Genomic DNA, 15,496 nt, shown 5'->3' on the forward strand with positions numbered 1-15,496 from the left:
GCATTTGAAACCGGATTTAACACTGGGTCTCGGCGGTCTGCTTATTTTTGTCTGGGTTTCAAATGTTCGAGTGCCGTGATCAATGCGTGAGGCAAGCTCAGGTCAGCGGTTTTTGGCGCTGCATCCAACGCGCTTTTCACGTCCTTGACCAGAATTCCGATGGAATTGTCGTCGGCCAACCCATCCCGCGCGAATTCAATCTCGTCAAACCCGGAGGCTAACCAATTCTGCCCCGAGGACGCATTGATCAGGTCTAACAAGTCTCGTTCCGCGAGGCCCGCATCGTCCGCCCAGTTCAAGACAAGGCGGGTCATGGCAGTGTGGGATGCCGCCAAAAGATTATTCAGAACCTTCGCTTGCATTCCGGCGCCCGTCGCGCCCATTCGGAAGAATGTCGCGCCCATGGCATCAAACAGGGGTTGGATCTTATCCAAAACCTCGGCGCTGCCGCCCAGCATGAACGTCAGGCTGCGGTTTTCAGCCGCGACCTGCGCTCCGGACATTGGCGCGTCAATGAGTGCGATGTTAGGGGGAAGGCGCTCTTGCGCGCTTCTTATGAACCGTGGCGATAGGGTTGAGCTGACAATCACGGTGTCCAGCTCTTGGGCTTTCCCGACGACATTCTGGGCGCCCCACAGGACATCTTCGGTCTGCGGAACGTCACGAACGACAGAAATGAGTGTCGTCAACCGATCAGAAAATGCACCCGCATCATTTGTGATTAGGTCGGCAAGGTCACCAAACTCCGCAGGTGCGCGAACATCGAGACCGCGCGCGTCAAAGCCAGCATCGCGGAGGGCGCGCAACATTGGCGCGCCCATTCGTCCGCATCCCGCGACACCGATCTTCAATGCTTGATGACTTCGTCTTTCACGTACATGTTCGCCCATGCGCGATCAATCAGATCGGGCGTCATCTGATTTGGCGAGCCTTCGTACTCACAGACCGAAATCATCTGATCAATCAGAAAGTTCGCGTGGTAGTTGGCGTAGATGTTGTCGATTGTCGGATACTTTACCTTCAGCAGGTGGATCAGCGTTTCCTCATCGAGCGGCATGTTTTTTTTCTTTGCGACCATGGCAAAGACTTTAAGGAACTCTTCCTGCGTCGGGCCGTCGATTTTGATCTTGTAGAAAATCCGGCGCAACGCCGCGCCGTCAAACATCTCGTTCGGGTGGAAGTTTGTTGAGAAGATCACGAGGGTATCGAACGGCACCTCGAATTTCTCACCCGATTGCAACGCAAGAATATCGTAACCTGCTTCCATCGGAACAATCCAACGGTTGATCAGCGCCTGTGGCGGTTCTTCTTGGCGGCCAAGGTCGTCCACGATGAAGACGCCACCGGTGGATTTCAACTGCAACGACGCCTGATAGGTGCGGGAAACAGCATTGTAATTCAGGTCAAGCATGCTCAACGAAAGCTCGCCACCGGTCATAACCGTTGGCCGTTCACACAGAAGGTATCGCTTGTCGTATCTGTTATCGGTCCGACGCAGGCTACTGACCGCAGCTTCTTCTTCGTCCACAAGTGTATGAACGATCGGGTCGTAAAGCGTCACAACCTGACCAGCATATTCGATACATTGGGGAATATAGATCCGGTCACCCAAGGCGTCGCGGATACCGTTGGAAATTGCCGATTTGCCGTTTCCGGGGGGGCCGTACATCAGAATGGACCGTCCTGAGCTGACGGCAGGGCCGAGGTGATTGAGCAGGTGTTGGGGCAAGATCAGATGGCCCATGGAACCGAGCAACCGATCTTCCGTGATCTGAATGTTGCGCACCGATTGGCGTTCGGTTTGTTCTTTGTACATCTCAAGCGGGACGGGGAGCGCACCGTAGTATTCAGACTGACTCAACGCATCAAGCGCGCGCGCCTTGCCAGCATCGCTTAACTGAAACGTCATCTCCGAGCCGGAACCCGCATGCAGCGTACCTTGCGCTTCCACCAGTTTCTGGTCGCGCGCGATTTCTACAAGTTGCTGCGTCAAGGGAACAGTCAGGCAAATGGCCTTCGACATTTCTTCCACAGTCTCGAGGTTCTTACGGAAGATCGTTTTCAAAAGAATATCGCGCATCATGACAATGCTCAGACCGGTGTCTTGCAATGTCTTGGGCGGCGCCGGAGCCAAAACGCCCGGAGTGGTCTGCATGTTCATTTGCGTGGCCTCATCTGTGCGCGCTGCATTGTTTCCCCACTTCGACCAAAACTGATCAACTCCCATTGGGTCCCTTCAGACTAAGCGCGTCTCTGTTTGCAAACTGTAAAACTCAGGCACACTGGACCTGCAAAATGAGGCAGTTTTACGGTGAAATTCTCAAAATTTGTTGCAACTCAGTCGAAGAATGCAAACAGAAGATAGATGATAAGCGAGAACCCCAAGGGATAACCCATTGGAAATGTTTCTTTTTCACCCCAGCTCTTCCAGTTCGGTGCAAGCCTGCGGATTGGACCGATGCTGCGGGCCAAACGATGTGACAAAAATCCGACAATCGCGCAGACAGAGAAGATCAGCATCATGTTGAAAATGTCTTCGCGCGCGACGAACGGCGCGATCGCAGCCGCAAATTTTGCATCGCCCGCGCCGATCAGCCCGATCAATGTCAACAGAAACGTAACAATCAGCACGATCACCAGATGAAGCAACTGTTGTCCGAAGACGGGGAGGGGGAGTGTCAGAAAGCCTATGACCACAAACACCGCGAGTAGCGCCAGAACCGCTTCATTCTTGATAAGCATACTGGAGAGGTCGGTCCACGCAGCCCATAAGCAGATAGGCAACGCGAACAATAAGAACCATCCGGCAACAGCCGGGTCGAGCGCCATTTTTAGCTTTCCAATGTCTCTAGAGAGCGGACTGCCGCTTCAAAATACTGAGGATGCGTATCAATGGCGTCCTGAAGCAGACCTTTACCAGTCGAAACGTCGCCTTGTTTTACGGCCGCCAGCGCCATGGTGTGCAAGAGCTGCGCACGTTCGGCTTGGGATACGCGGATCAGCGGTAAGGTGTATTTGCGCTGTGCACCCCGCGCGAGGACGAGGTTGTTTTTTGCAGTAAAGAGGGAAGGATCGTAGGTGACTGCCTCCGTGAACAACCGCTCCGCTTCGCTGTATTCGCCGCGGCTGAGCTTGGAATAGCCCCAGTTGTTCATGACGGAAGCTGGCTGTGTCGTCATGCCTGTGGCAATCTCGTAGAAGCTGTCGGCCTTTTTCCATTCCTTATTCGTATCGGCGATTATGGCCTCTAGACGATAGCGCTCAAAAGTCTCAAGCGTCGGCGGCACGCTATCCAGCATATCCTCCGCTTTCTTCCACTCACCCGTACGGATCAGGGCGTCTGCATACTGGATTTTATCCGCATCCTTGGACTCTTTATGTTCAAGAACCTTTGACCAGACCACAGCACCTTCAGTTGCCCGACCTGCGCGCACAAGCGACAGGCCCAAGCCCCGCTGCAATGATATTTTTTCCGGATTGCTGGTCGCAGCGCGCCGAAAATAGGCGACAGCTTCGTTTGGATCCGCGGCATTCAACATGACATCGTTGAGATTTGACTCATCGATGACGTTCAAATCCTTCAGCGTGCGGCTGACATCAGCCTCTTCACTTTTTTCGCATGCCGTGAGGGCGGTTGTGCCAATAAGACACAGAACTGCTACAGTCATCTTGCGCATTGAAGGTCCCTTTACTGCTCAATTTGCCTTCTGTTTCATGGTGTCTGCAAAAGCAGATAGCGTCCTGTTCCACGCCTCACCAAGTCGAAAGCTTCGTCTTGTTTTGGGGTATCATAGTTCGGATTGTCGATTTGCGCGAGGGCACGGCGCAGGTTTTCACGGATTTCGTCAGAATTGCCACTATCGAGCGCGAAAGCCGTTTGAAAAACGCGACTGGCTTCCCCGACGCGGCCCGTTTCCATCAAAACGACGCCCAGATTGTTCCAGGCGGGAACAAACCTCTGGTCTGTTTCAATCGCTTCGCGCAGCATGCGCTCGGACTGACCAAGGCGACCCAACCGCAGATTGGCCGAGCCTATCGCGCTTAGAACATCTGCGTTAAGGCCGGTCTCTCCGGCGGCGCGATAGTAGGCTTTCAAAGCCAGTTCGAATTGCCCCGCCTCCATCAGCCGATGGCCGACAATCAGACCGTCGACGCTGTCGCCGCGGACAGCACCCGTCGGCGCAAAAGGATCGGCTCCGTCGCCAAGAAGCGGTTCAGGTTCGGCGCATGCGGTTAGAAGCATGGCCCCCAAAATCACGGGAAAAACCTTAAAGAGCGCCAGCGTTGAGATTGGTGTAGATGTCATAGACCGAAGGACCAATCAGAATAATCATCAGTGGGGGCACCGTAAACATCATGGTTCCCAATGTCAGCTTTGTTGGCAGCACGTTTGCTTTTTCTTCTGCGCGCATCACCCGTTTGTCACGCATTTCGCTCGCATAAACCCGAAGCGCGTCGGCAATCGAGGTACCAAAGCTCGCAGATTGAACCAAAACGGTGACGAAAGATCCGACATCCGCGACGCCTGCGCGCTCTGACATATCCTTGAGAACCTGAATTCTGTCCTTACCCGCCTTCATTTCGTTGGCGACGGCCTCAAATTCGTCCGCAAGCGCAGGATATCCGGCCCGAATTTCCGTGGCGACGCGTAGGATGGCCTGGTCCAGGGATTGACCCGCCTCGACACAGACCAGCATCAAATCAAGCGCGTCCGGGAACCCGCTTTCGATCTGGTCTTGGCGCTCGCCTTGTCTGCGGGTGACCCAGTACTTTGGCAAGTAATAGCCGCAAAAGCCGGGCAAAAGGATCGACACAATAAGGTTTGTCGACGACATGTCGTCGCTGCCCAAAACAAGAACATAAAGAAGACCCAGGATCAGGAATGAGATCCCGAGCGCGAACTGCAGGAAGTAGTAGGTACGAACCGCGGACTTGCCTTTATAGCCCGCCTGCAGAAGCTTCAGTTTAACGCCATCAAGTTCTTCTTTGGTCTGCGGTTCAAGAAAGTTGGCGTACTTGTCCAGCTTGTCAGTGCCCGACTTGTGGCGCAGCTCCGGCGCATTTGGAGAGGCTTCGCGACGCCCACCCCGTGCAGCTTCTGCCCGGATCCGATCGAGCGGATCCTTCTCTTTCCGCAACATGATCGGAAGGGTCAGAAGGACCATGATCAGGCCAAGAAAACCGACCGCAAATAGGGGGCCGAGTGGCCCAAGCAATTCGACCAGATAGTCGTTAAGGGAATTCAGAATTTCCATAGCTCAGACCTTAATATTGACCATGATGCGCATGAAGATGACGTTAATTGTGAGGAATACGCCCACCACAATCGCCGCTGGGATAAACATCGGCGTGTCTTTCACGTCTGCGTAATAATCGGGCTCAAGCACATTGATGCCGACAAGCGCCAGAATTGGGAAGACAGACAGGAACATCCCGGACCACTTTGCCTCGGCCGTGATCGCCTTGACCCGGCGAAACAGTTTGAAGCGCGCGCGAATGACCTGAGACAGTCCGTGCAAAATTTCCGCTAGATTACCGCCCGATGTCTGCTGGATGGTTACCGCAACCGCGAGGAAGCGCAAATCCTGCATGTCCATGCGCTCAGCGAGATGCTTGAGACTTTCACTTACATCGCGACCGTAGGCGCTTTCATCCGCAATAACGCCAAACTCGGTGCCAAGCGGATCAGCAACCTCCTTTGCCACGATGTTGATCGCGGAAGAGAAGGGATGTCCAACTCGCAAGGACCGAACCATCAGTTCAATTGCGTCCGGCAGCTGTTCTTCCAGCATCGCGAGACGTTTTTTGGCTTTGTTGTTGACCCAGACATAGACGCCGCCGACGCCCATGGCGACTGAGATCGCCCCGCGGATCGCGACGTTGGCTTCGGTCATGCGTGTCAGGATCACGAAGACAAACACGGAAACAACGCCCATGATCACCATCAAAGTGGTTGGTGTGAACGCGATATTCGCGCGCAGCGCCTTGTCTGCCAGCATGGAATAAAGCGGAAGGCCGCCCGAGTTCATATGCTGGTTCATCTCCTTGCGGAGCTGTTCGAGGACCTTCTCGCGAGAACCGCCCTTCTGAATCATGTCCAGACGACGATTTACCTTGTTGTTCAGGCTGATCGACTTGCCGAAAGCAACGAGATAGATGCCTTCGACCATCGCAAGAACGGCAATGAAGATAAGGCCGTAGAGAAGCGGCTCAAAACTGATTTGCATTGCGCTTACTCCGCCGCAACGGGTTCGTAGATGGAGGCTGGCAAATCATAGCCCCATTGCTTGAACCGCTCTGAATAGTGGGATCTCACGCCAAGCGGCGTGAACTGACCGATAATCTTGCCATCGGGTTGAAGGCCAAGTCGCTGATACCGAAACACTTCCTGCATGGAGATCACGTCACCTTCCATACCTGTAATCTCGGTAATCGAAACCATCCGGCGAGAGCCATCCTGCAGTCGAGATGCTTGCACGATCAGGTTCACAGCGCTGGAGATCTGCGCGCGAACAGCCTTGATAGGCATCTCAATTCCGGCCATCGCGATCATATTTTCAAGACGTGACACACCATCCCGGGCAGAGTTTGCGTGAATCGTTGTCATAGAGCCATCGTGGCCTGTGTTCATCGCCTGCAGCATGTCGATCACTTCTTCGCCACGGGTCTCACCCACGATGATACGGTCCGGCCGCATCCGAAGTGCGTTTCTCAGGCAATCGCGCTGCGAAACCGCACCTTTGCCTTCCACATTTGCGGGGCGGCTTTCCATCCGGCCAACATGAACCTGTTGAAGCTGAAGTTCCGCTGTATCCTCGATCGTCAAAATCCGTTCGGAGTTGTCGATAAAGCTGGAAAGCGCGTTCAGCGTGGTCGTTTTACCGGAACCCGTACCGCCCGACACGATCACATTCAGGCGACAGGCTACTGCGGCTTGCAGGTAGGCGGCCATTTCCTCTGAAAATGCGCCAAACCGGACCAGATCATCAATGCCCAGCTTTTCTTTCTTGAACTTACGAATGGAGACGAGAGAACCGTCCACCGCGATGGGCGGAACCATAGCGTTGAAACGCGAGCCATCCTTGAGGCGGGCGTCAACATAGGGGTTGGATTCGTCAACGCGGCGCCCAACGGCAGACACGATCTTATCGATGATCCGCAGCAGGTGGCGTTCGTCTTTGAAGCGCGTATTGGTGAGGCTGAGTTTACCATCGACCTCGATGAAAACCCGATTTGGACCGTTGACGAGAATATCGTTGACGCTTTCGTCTTTCAGGAGCGGCTCAAGAGGGCCAAGACCAGTAACCTCGTCGTAGAGCTCCGCATGCAGGGTCTGCCGTTCCTCCTTGTTGAGAACGATCGACATCTCCTCCAGACCTTCGGCACAAATCGAGATGATTTCGGCCTTCAGATCAGATTCCTGCGCGCTTTCCAGCGCGCTGAGGTTCAGGTTGTCCAAGAGGCGATGGTGCAACTCCGAGCGGACTTCCTCAAGTTTTTGCCTGCGTTTCAGCTCTTTGTCCTGAGCGACTACTTCCGCTGGGGCCACTTTCCTTGGTTCAGGTTTGCGAATGGTTGACGCTGATTTTGGAGCAGCAGACTGAGCGGCGGGGGCGCTGGCCGGTGCCGCATCGCTATCGGATTTTTTGTAGCGTGAGAACATGACGTCGGTCCTTATTCCGCAGCAATCGCTGACTGGTTCACTTCGTGTAGCGATTTAGCGAGTTTGACGATTTCTTTGCGCAGTGGGTTCTTCGCGGCCCCTTCGGCAAGCGGTATGCCGTGGTCACAGCTCTGAGATACGGCAACGCCGCCGTCCGGCATCAAGAGTTCGATGTCTATGTCAAGACTTTCGGCCATCCGCTTGACCCGGCTTTTGCCGGACAGATCCGTAAACTTGGGCGCTCGGTTCAGGACATATCTGATCTTTTCATAAGGCAGATCCTCGGACTTCAGCGCGCGGACCATGCGCAACGCGTTTTGTGCCGAGCGCAGATCCATTTCCATCGTTCCGAAATAGACATGCGACATACCGAGTATTGTTTCAGTCCATTGCACGAGGGTGCTGGGCATATCGATAAGGACATAGTCGAAGTTGCGCTGCGCGATCTTCACGATCTTCTCAATGTCTTCTGCGCTCATGATGTCGAGCGGTAACATCTCTGATGGTGCGGTCAGAACATCGATTTTATCATTAAAGCTCAGTAGGGTAGCTCTAAACGCTTCGTCATCCAGCGTCTCCACGTCGGACAGCATTTCATAGACGGCTTCGCGTCGAGGCAGATCCAGATACGTGGCGATCGATCCGAACTGGAAGTCGAAGTCCAAAATGCAGACCTTGACGGTCGACTTTTTCTCGAGATTTGCCAGCTCCCACGCAAGGTTCACGACAAACGTCGATGATCCAGTGCCGCCTGCCAGACCGTGAACCGGCAGGATGACGCCATCGTGGTTCCCAACGGCACCACCTTGACCAGTGCTTTCTTGCGCCATGACCGGCTTGGGACGGTCCAGGCGCGTGATAGCCTCATGCAAGGCACCATCGGGCAGGGGGTAGGGAACAAAGTCATCTGCACCAAACTTCAGCAATTGATGCAAGGCGATAGGTGAGACGTCTTCTGCAATCAGAATGACCTGAACACCCAGTTTCTTGGCCTGACTTATGATGTTGCCAACGCCTGCCAGATTATCCTCATCCTCGCCATTTACAGCGATCGCGATGAATTTCAGTTCTCGGGCATCGGGTTGGGAAAGGTAGGAAGCGGCGTCGGCGAAGTTGAGATCACCCCAAGCTTCGCCAAGCTCTGTTTCCATGTCTTCGATCAGGAGATCGAAATTTTGGACATCCCGCGCCACCGTACAGGCTGCAATTGGCGCGGGATCCGTTTCGTTCGCTTCACTACTCGTCATGCTCATTCCCAAGCGATCCGGAGGATCATTCCCTGCTACCTCGAACGCGTTTCTGAAGCGTTAGCGCCGAGGTAACTGTTTTTCGTCAAAAGCCATTCGCGCTGATTAGAGCTTATTGTGGCGTGTTTCTTGACAAGGAATGGTTAGGAAAAGGGGCGAAAGTGCGGCCAAATTAGCGAAAATTGAAGGAATAGGCGGTTTAGCCTGCACCCGCGGCGTCGATAGCAATGGTCTTATCGCTCACAGCGGAGTTCAGGTATTCACGGAACACCACCTCAGCATATTTGCCGTTGAGACCTGCACCGGCACCGTCTGTAAATCCAGAGACCTCTGTCACAGTACGACGGTTACGCCGTTCTGCACTTTGGGTCTTTACGACTGGGCGCGTTTCGCCGAACGAGGCCAAAGCTTCCAGACGAGACCGGCTGACGCCTTGGCTCGACAGATAGGCGACGACGGCTTGTGCACGACGCAGGCCCAACTGCTTGTTATAGGCGTTGCTACCAACCAAATCCGTGTGACCGTACACGCGGAACTTCACTTCGGGGAACTGACGGATCCAACCGGCCTGCTGGCGCAGAGTTGCTTTCGCACTTTCATCCAACGTAGCGGAATTGAATGCGAAGTTGACCATGTCATCGACTTCGCCCGCGAACCGGCGGCCCAGCGACTCTGTCGCTGAAATTTCGCCCATGCTGACCAGCATGTTGTTCATCGTTGGGTTCCCGAAGCCGCCTTCATCGATTTCAGCGCCTGCTTCCGTGTAAAACTTACCTGTGTCGGTGCAGGCCGCAAGGCCCATCGAAAGGACGCAGATCAGGGTGATTTGACTTGTTGTCTTACGCATCTGTCTTACTCCAATACGTAGCCATAGGAGCCAGAAAAGTCCTGGCGAGCAACTTCACCTGTTCCGCCAGGGCGCGTAGTGCTAGCGACCTTGCCGTTCAGGAACAGTTCACGTTCGGTGGGTGGGCGTATGCGATCTGTTGGAAGTATAAACGCCTCGCCACGAGCCGGTGTGACCAAATGCGCGGAGACAATGATAACCAGCTCAGATTGGCGACGTTCGTAGTTGGAACTCCGGAACAATGCGCCAAGAACAGGGATGTCACCCAACCATGGAACCTGACCAGCCAGATCGCGGAAGTCATCTTCCAACAGACCTGCAATTGCAAAACTTTCGCCGTCACGCATCTGGACCGTTGTGGTTGAGCCGCGCTTGGTAAAAGCATTTACCGCAAACCCACCGTTTTGAACGGTGATAGTCGGATCGATCGCGCTTACGAACGTACCAAGTTCGAGATTAATGAGGTCACCGTCGATTACAGTCGGTGTAAACTCAAGCTCGACGCCGAAAGGCCGATACTCGATACCGACACTGTCATCTTCGACGACCGGGACTGGGTATTCACCACCGGCAAGAAACTCGGCTGTTTGGCCGGAAAGCGCAGTCAGGTTGGGCTCGGACAGCGTCCGCACCAGGCCTTTGCTTTCCAGCGCTTCGATAACAAGTTGAGCACCGAAGCTGTTGCTGCCGAAGCCGAAGGTGAAGACGCCGTTGCGTTCACGTCCCGATGTAAAGCTGCCTCTGCTGCCATCTCCCGGGAAAAGCGTCGTAGGGTTGGCGCCGCTTTGTAGAGTGTTGGTGAAACCACTGGTGCCGAAGTTGCCATCAGCGCCGGAAAAGCCAAGGCTTGCGGACAGGTCTTTGCTGACCGAACGTGCCATCTCGGCAAACCGTACTTTCAACATGACTTGCTGCTTGCCACCAACCGTAAGCAGGTTCGAAACCGCACCAGGTGCATAACGCTCAGCCAGGCTCAACGCGCGGTCCAGTTTTTCGATGCCGGAGACAGAGCCGCTGAGGACGATGCCATCATTCGCCGTCCGGACTTCGATCTTCTCGCCAGGAAGAACTTGCTCTAGGCGTTCTTTAAATTCGGCGACGTCTGGTGTGACACGAACTTCAACGTTCGTGATCAGGCGACCTTCTGGCCCCAGAAGGGTCAGGGTGGTGCGACCTGGCGTCCGGCCTAGCACGTACAAGGTGCGATCAGACAATGTTGCAATATCCGCGATGCCGGGGTTTGCCACCGACAGTTCTGCGAAAGGAACGTCGCTTTCTACGACGACTGCCCGGTTGATCGACACGTTCAGGCTTCGTGATGCCTGTTGATCGGTCACCCGAAGATCCTGTGCGAAAGTCGCCGCCGGAACCACCGCAACTGCGGCGAGTCCGATCAGACCTGCGCTTACTACTTTCTTTATATGCATGTGACCTGCCTCTCTGATCACTGGGGTTAAAGGGTCTTGAGCCCAATTTGCCGTCACCATGAGCCAGTTCGTTTTTTATTTCAATAAACAGGTATTTAGAGGGTGACGCTTATGTGGATAAGCCGCAACACTTTCCCAAATCTAGTCGTGCGGCATAGGGCGAAACCGCAAGATGATGTGCATCTCGCGATTCCGGCTTATCTAGTAAAAGGTAAGATTTGCTGAAGGTTATCTGCTTCAGTTCGTGCAAGGGATCGGAATTTCGACCACTTCTGCACCACGGCGTGTCTTAACCGTGCAAACTTTCTCTTTCTCGATGACGACCCGCTCTTTTTCCTGAATTCCAAGAAGACTGTTTTGGTCGACCTCGATCGAAGAGACCTCGGTGTCGTCGCCCGCGCCAACCAATGACAGCTGCAGACGTCCGGTCGATTGGGCTTGGGCAAAGGCCGCGACCTGATTTGGCGTTGCCGCCACAGTCACAGTGCGAGCGACCGTAGGTGCGGATCGATCGCCATCCGCGATCTGATCAACCGCCAACAATTTGACGCTGGTGTCGATCAGCTGTGTGACCTCGCGGCCTTCGCTGTCCCCGGTCCAGTACACGTCGACAAAGTCGCCAGGACGTAGAAATCCAGACACACCGGAAGAGACATCAACGCGCAAGGCGAACGCACGCATGCCTTTTGCCAACCGTGAGGAAACGCCAGCATCTTCACCAGGCCGGGTCACTTTAACTTCAAGGACGGCTTCGTCTTCTTCCATCACGCGCAGCACTGTACGAAGATCACCGTTTTCGGGAAATAAGACCACGGGATCTAGGAACGCGCCTTTCGGAATCGCGTTTTCGGGCCAATTAACCCGTTTCACGTCATCTTTTGTAAGCCGTTCGCCATATGCAATACGCCGCTTCACAACAAAGATTGGTGTCAGTGGTACGTTGCTTTGGATTTGCCGCTGCTGTTCTGCAACGGTTCGTTGATATTCGTCAAACCGGCCCTTCGCCAGATAAACTGCGAAACCGGCAAGCCCAATCCCCATGATCAGTACAAGTCCGAAAACTATACGCATTATGTGCCCCTTTTCAGAAATCGCACCCGTCACAAATCAGCGACAGGCCCTACTTATTTCCGCGTATTGTTTCCGGAGAATGAGGCATAAGCATGGTGACGAGGAGGTCAAGCGATGACAAAATTGTCGTTGCTCTAAAGGCCTGGAGACGACGTTGTTCCCGCGCCATCATCGCCGCTGGCCCTGACTTCAATGTCGATAAGCCCCTCGTTCAGGGTTTGACTAACATCCTGCGTCCCATTCAACACAATAGCTGCGGACGCGACGGCCAAACTCACAACGCCAGTTGTCAGGATAATCCAGTCAACTGTCACCGCGCCATCTTCGCAAGCTAGAAAACTTGTTATAAATCGCTTCATTCTGGTCTCCACAAAGAAACCGCAGGATCGGGCCCCCACGGTCCTTAACTATTCTTAAAGCGATTGATTTTGTCGAAAATGTGTTCAGCTTTTGGGCGTCGGCAGTTTTCCGCCATTTTTTCTCATGACGGAAGGTCAGGCGCTCAAATGGGCAAGTTTAGTCTTCACCCAGCGATTTTTTGCAACTGAGGCCCCCTTGATGTGTCTTATCAACAAATCAACGAAGGCGCTCAGCGTGCTATATCTTTGTTATTTGAAGCTTTTTTCGATTTTGATTGCGGTGACATCATTATCGATCGTGCTTCCGATATGCGCGGCGCCATCCCATACGGATGCCGCAGCGACAAAGCCCATAAAGGCCATACCTGCAGTCAGCACGACCCAATCAACCGTCACCGCGCCGTTTTCACTGAACGCGAAGTCTCTCAGGATATGTTTCATTTTTTGTTCTCCAAGAAAGTAGCCTGTGCTTATCTTAACTACTATTCTATTGCTCGAAGGGTTCAGCAGTGGGGCGGAATTGTGAAATAATCCGGCAATTTAGTTTAACGCGAGCCTGTGTTACGGATCATTTCAGACGTCTCAGATTCGAAAGAGGCCACACCGATGGCGTGGCCTCCTGCATTCGCTCTCACGTGAGCGAAAATCCCGGTGTAGTATCTACACCCAAGCCTTAGAAGGTGCTTGTGATCTGTGTGCTTTCCAGCTCGGATTTGATTTTGGTGGAAACCGATTCCAGGCCGTCCGAAACGGAAGCCATAACTGCGATGCCCAGGCCAACGATGGCTGCGGTCAGAACAACCCAGTCAACAGTAACAGCACCGGATTCGTCAGCGAAGAATGTTTTTACAGTTGCGAGCAGTGTCATAGTATATCCCTCCATAGGATGTATTCAGTTCAGTTTAATATCCACCTTGGCGTTGTCGTGATCCCGGTGAGCCTCTGTTCAACACCGCGTCACCGCCTTGGTATGCAGCTATAAAGACCCTCAAATCGGGCAAGAGTTTGTCGGGATTCGTGCAATTTAGGTGCATCATCCAGAAACCATGATAAATCGCTTATCCATATGTTAAATAAAGGAAATATATTTTGACGTCAGGTGTTTCCCCGTGTTGTTTTGGACTCAGAGCGTCGCAATAAGAGGCATCTGGTGAACATTGAGAGGGGTTTTTCTGGTGTTGTTTCCGGAATTCTGTAAACGCTCTCTTAAAGAAAATGAGAAATCAGAGGGTTTTGAGCACATGGTAAATTCCGGACGTCTTCTTGGAAGCCTGAGTCTCATTCTCACCCTGTCTCTCTCGACGTCTAACGCGACTGCAGAAGACATCGCGGACGACCCGAAAAAAGAAGATGCAGCGGTAGCCGCTGAAAAGGCTCCTAAGAAAGAAGAGCCAAAGAAACTTAAACCTGCGTTTGGCGGCAATTTCACATTTAACAGAGTGAAGCCCCCCTCCGCAGGGGCTAAAAAGCGGATCACTGTGCAGATCGATCCGGAAGCGCAGAAGCGCGATCTTCTTGGCGCCGTACCTGAAACTATAGTTAAGACACCCAAGCCGCCGTTGAAGAGTGCCAGCAAGGATGTCGCTTGGTTTTGGAACGAGGTCTCGCCGAGTATTACGGCCAGCGGACCGGGGCGGTTCACAGCGGCGATGGATCATCTCGATGTCGCGCCGGAAGCAAGTGCGCTTTTAAGTCCCCGTCTTGAAACGCTGCAGAAGATTGCCAAAGCCCATGGGCGTCAGATTCTGATCGAAACTCTGGGCAAGGATGTCTCGCCTGCGTTTGTTCTAGCCCTCATCGCAGTCGAATCGGGCGGTCGGGAAGCTGTCAAGAGCAGCGCAGGCGCCGTCGGCCTGATGCAGTTGATTCCCGCGACCGCAAGCCGGTTCGGCGTTAAGGACTCGACGGATCCGGCGCAGAACATCAAAGGCGGCGTCGCATACCTGCATTGGTTGCTCAAGGAGTTCAAAGGCGATCCCATTCTTGCGCTTGCGGGATACAATGCCGGTGAGAACGCGGTGAAGAAGCACCAGGGCGTACCGCCTTACGCCGAAACCCGTGCCTATGTGCCAAAGGTGCTGGCTGCTTGGAAGCTGGCGCGCGCCCTTTGCCTGACGCCTCCCGATCTCTATTCAGACGCCTGTGTCTTCAGAACCATGAGCTAGAGGCTCTCGCCCAGCCGCAAGAACTGCGATGTGGTTGTGTCATTCTTGAAGAATGGGACGCCTGGCGCTTGCATCTCACCTCTGGCACGCGCGGCAATTTCGGCAAGAACGACCTCCGTCACAAACGGAAGATTAAGGGCAGGGGCGTCGGACAGTGCCACCCAATGGAGATGACTGAGCTCATCACAGGCATGGGTGAAGTCGTCGGGGTCGCCTGCAATCTCGGTCGCATCAATCAAGAAGAAACGCGCATCAAACCGGCGGGGCCTGCCGGGCGGGGTAATAGCGCGAAACACGAACTGCAAGGCACCGGCAGCGGGAACCAAACCGGTCCCATAGAATGTAGTCCAGTCCGGGTGCTGATCAGAGGGGGGCGTCCCCGGCGTTCCCAATCTTAATCCCGTTTCTTCCCAAAGCTCACGGATGGCCGCCGCAGCCAGTGCATCGGGCGCTCGCTCTGACATGAGCGAAAGCGCAGCCGTGGCGGTGTGGCTCAACCCGGGTTCAAGCGGGATCGCCCTGTCGCTGTCATCTACCGCGCCGCCGGGGAAAACATACTTGTTGGGCATGAACGCTGCGGTTTTGCCGCGCTGACCCATCAAGACACGCGCGTCTGAACCTCGCCCCCGCAAAACAATGACGCTTGCGGCGTCTCTTATGGGAATGTCGGGTGATTTCGTCTCGCTCATCCCTTGACATTCAACGTCGCGGGGAAGT

General features: G+C 54.1%; 17 protein-coding genes. 1 reads left to right on the forward strand and 16 read right to left on the reverse strand.

Annotation, left to right across the window (positions count from 1 at the left end; all coding sequences use genetic code 11):
• Positions 1 to 41 precede the first annotated feature (41 nt).
• The 15 genes from KIN_RS12245 to KIN_RS12315 all read right to left on the reverse strand — a co-directional run bounded on the left by KIN_RS12245 (position 42) and on the right by KIN_RS12315 (position 13,482).
• A complete protein-coding gene (locus tag KIN_RS12245; protein ID WP_159807274.1) occupies positions 42 to 890 on the reverse strand; it encodes an NAD(P)-dependent oxidoreductase in 849 nt (282 codons plus the stop codon).
• Entirely contained in the window at positions 848 to 2,161 is a 1,314-nt protein-coding gene (locus KIN_RS12250) for an ATP-binding protein (protein WP_159807276.1), read from the reverse strand. The genes KIN_RS12245 and KIN_RS12250 overlap by 43 nt, the downstream gene beginning before the upstream one ends.
• 176 nt (positions 2,162 to 2,337) lie before the next feature.
• Positions 2,338 to 2,829 carry an A24 family peptidase gene (locus KIN_RS12255; RefSeq protein ID WP_159807278.1) on the reverse strand — a complete coding sequence of 164 codons (492 nt, stop codon included), beginning with the start codon at positions 2,827 to 2,829 and terminating at the stop codon, positions 2,338 to 2,340.
• A 2-nt stretch (positions 2,830 to 2,831) separates the two neighbouring features.
• Positions 2,832 to 3,677 (reverse strand): tetratricopeptide repeat protein, encoded by an 846-nt coding sequence (locus KIN_RS12260; RefSeq protein ID WP_159807280.1) that lies wholly within the window; start codon positions 3,675 to 3,677, stop codon positions 2,832 to 2,834.
• 35 nt (positions 3,678 to 3,712) lie between these two features.
• Positions 3,713 to 4,243, reverse strand: a complete 531-nt coding sequence (locus KIN_RS12265) for a tetratricopeptide repeat protein (RefSeq protein ID WP_159808045.1) — start codon at positions 4,241 to 4,243, stop codon at positions 3,713 to 3,715.
• A gap of 25 nt (positions 4,244 to 4,268) precedes the next feature.
• Positions 4,269 to 5,255, reverse strand: a complete 987-nt coding sequence (locus KIN_RS12270; protein WP_159807300.1) for a type II secretion system F family protein — start codon at positions 5,253 to 5,255, stop codon at positions 4,269 to 4,271.
• Positions 5,256 to 5,258: 3 nt separating this feature from the next.
• Positions 5,259 to 6,227, reverse strand: coding sequence for a type II secretion system F family protein (locus tag KIN_RS12275; RefSeq protein WP_159807302.1), 969 nt, complete (start codon positions 6,225 to 6,227; stop codon positions 5,259 to 5,261).
• A 5-nt stretch (positions 6,228 to 6,232) separates the two neighbouring features.
• Positions 6,233 to 7,663, reverse strand: coding sequence for a TadA family conjugal transfer-associated ATPase (locus tag KIN_RS12280; RefSeq protein ID WP_159807304.1), 1,431 nt, complete (start codon positions 7,661 to 7,663; stop codon positions 6,233 to 6,235).
• A gap of 11 nt (positions 7,664 to 7,674) precedes the next feature.
• Entirely contained in the window at positions 7,675 to 8,910 is a 1,236-nt protein-coding gene (locus KIN_RS12285) for a CpaE/TadZ family protein (RefSeq protein ID WP_159808047.1), read from the reverse strand.
• Positions 8,911 to 9,109: 199 nt separating this feature from the next.
• Complete coding sequence (locus KIN_RS12290; RefSeq protein WP_159807306.1) at positions 9,110 to 9,757, reverse strand: OmpA family protein; 648 nt, start codon at positions 9,755 to 9,757, stop codon at positions 9,110 to 9,112.
• 5 nt (positions 9,758 to 9,762) lie between these two features.
• Positions 9,763 to 11,184, reverse strand: a complete 1,422-nt coding sequence (locus KIN_RS12295) for a type II and III secretion system protein family protein (protein ID WP_159807308.1) — start codon at positions 11,182 to 11,184, stop codon at positions 9,763 to 9,765.
• 237 nt (positions 11,185 to 11,421) lie between these two features.
• Entirely contained in the window at positions 11,422 to 12,255 is an 834-nt protein-coding gene (cpaB, locus tag KIN_RS12300) for a Flp pilus assembly protein CpaB (protein WP_159807310.1), read from the reverse strand.
• A 134-nt stretch (positions 12,256 to 12,389) separates the two neighbouring features.
• Positions 12,390 to 12,614 (reverse strand): hypothetical protein, encoded by a 225-nt coding sequence (locus KIN_RS12305; RefSeq protein WP_159807312.1) that lies wholly within the window; start codon positions 12,612 to 12,614, stop codon positions 12,390 to 12,392.
• Positions 12,615 to 12,863: 249 nt separating this feature from the next.
• Complete coding sequence (locus tag KIN_RS12310; protein ID WP_159807314.1) at positions 12,864 to 13,055, reverse strand: hypothetical protein; 192 nt, start codon at positions 13,053 to 13,055, stop codon at positions 12,864 to 12,866.
• A 232-nt stretch (positions 13,056 to 13,287) separates the two neighbouring features.
• Positions 13,288 to 13,482, reverse strand: a complete 195-nt coding sequence (locus tag KIN_RS12315) for a Flp family type IVb pilin (RefSeq protein ID WP_159807316.1) — start codon at positions 13,480 to 13,482, stop codon at positions 13,288 to 13,290.
• Between the two features lie 373 nt (positions 13,483 to 13,855).
• Between KIN_RS12315 and KIN_RS12320 the strand changes: the two genes are divergently transcribed.
• Positions 13,856 to 14,779: a lytic transglycosylase domain-containing protein gene (locus KIN_RS12320; protein WP_159807318.1), complete on the forward strand. Its 924-nt coding sequence runs from the start codon at positions 13,856 to 13,858 to the stop codon at positions 14,777 to 14,779.
• Here the strand turns inward: KIN_RS12320 and KIN_RS12325 are convergent.
• Positions 14,776 to 15,468: an NUDIX hydrolase gene (locus KIN_RS12325; RefSeq protein ID WP_159807320.1), complete on the reverse strand. Its 693-nt coding sequence runs from the start codon at positions 15,466 to 15,468 to the stop codon at positions 14,776 to 14,778. The two genes, KIN_RS12320 and KIN_RS12325, sit on opposite strands and share 4 nt — an antisense overlap.
• Positions 15,469 to 15,496: the final 28 nt, after the last annotated feature.

Source organism: Litoreibacter roseus (genome assembly GCF_009811795.1).
Classification (GTDB): Bacteria; Pseudomonadota; Alphaproteobacteria; order Rhodobacterales; family Rhodobacteraceae; genus Litoreibacter; species Litoreibacter roseus.

Excerpts from the sequence above, each read along its gene's own strand:
- KIN_RS12245 (WP_159807274.1), bottom strand. The coding sequence starts at position 890 with ATGGGCGAACATGTACGTGAAAGACGAAGTCATCAAGCATTGAAGATC.
- KIN_RS12290 (WP_159807306.1), bottom strand. The coding sequence starts at position 9,757 with ATGCGTAAGACAACAAGTCAAATCACCCTGATCTGCGTCCTTTCGATG.
- KIN_RS12280 (WP_159807304.1), bottom strand. The coding sequence starts at position 7,663 with ATGTTCTCACGCTACAAAAAATCCGATAGCGATGCGGCACCGGCCAGC.
- KIN_RS12325 (WP_159807320.1), bottom strand. The coding sequence starts at position 15,468 with ATGAGCGAGACGAAATCACCCGACATTCCCATAAGAGACGCCGCAAGC.
- KIN_RS12275 (WP_159807302.1), bottom strand. The coding sequence starts at position 6,227 with ATGCAAATCAGTTTTGAGCCGCTTCTCTACGGCCTTATCTTCATTGCC.
- KIN_RS12310 (WP_159807314.1), bottom strand. The coding sequence starts at position 13,055 with ATGAAACATATCCTGAGAGACTTCGCGTTCAGTGAAAACGGCGCGGTG.
- KIN_RS12250 (WP_159807276.1), bottom strand. The coding sequence starts at position 2,161 with ATGAACATGCAGACCACTCCGGGCGTTTTGGCTCCGGCGCCGCCCAAG.
- KIN_RS12260 (WP_159807280.1), bottom strand. The coding sequence starts at position 3,677 with ATGCGCAAGATGACTGTAGCAGTTCTGTGTCTTATTGGCACAACCGCC.
- KIN_RS12285 (WP_159808047.1), bottom strand. The coding sequence starts at position 8,910 with ATGACGAGTAGTGAAGCGAACGAAACGGATCCCGCGCCAATTGCAGCC.
- KIN_RS12255 (WP_159807278.1), bottom strand. The coding sequence starts at position 2,829 with ATGGCGCTCGACCCGGCTGTTGCCGGATGGTTCTTATTGTTCGCGTTG.
- KIN_RS12295 (WP_159807308.1), bottom strand. The coding sequence starts at position 11,184 with ATGCATATAAAGAAAGTAGTAAGCGCAGGTCTGATCGGACTCGCCGCA.
- KIN_RS12320 (WP_159807318.1), top strand. The coding sequence starts at position 13,856 with ATGGTAAATTCCGGACGTCTTCTTGGAAGCCTGAGTCTCATTCTCACC.
- KIN_RS12270 (WP_159807300.1), bottom strand. The coding sequence starts at position 5,255 with ATGGAAATTCTGAATTCCCTTAACGACTATCTGGTCGAATTGCTTGGG.
- KIN_RS12315 (WP_159807316.1), bottom strand. The coding sequence starts at position 13,482 with ATGACACTGCTCGCAACTGTAAAAACATTCTTCGCTGACGAATCCGGT.
- KIN_RS12305 (WP_159807312.1), bottom strand. The coding sequence starts at position 12,614 with ATGAAGCGATTTATAACAAGTTTTCTAGCTTGCGAAGATGGCGCGGTG.
- cpaB (WP_159807310.1), bottom strand. The coding sequence starts at position 12,255 with ATGCGTATAGTTTTCGGACTTGTACTGATCATGGGGATTGGGCTTGCC.
- KIN_RS12265 (WP_159808045.1), bottom strand. The coding sequence starts at position 4,243 with ATGCTTCTAACCGCATGCGCCGAACCTGAACCGCTTCTTGGCGACGGA.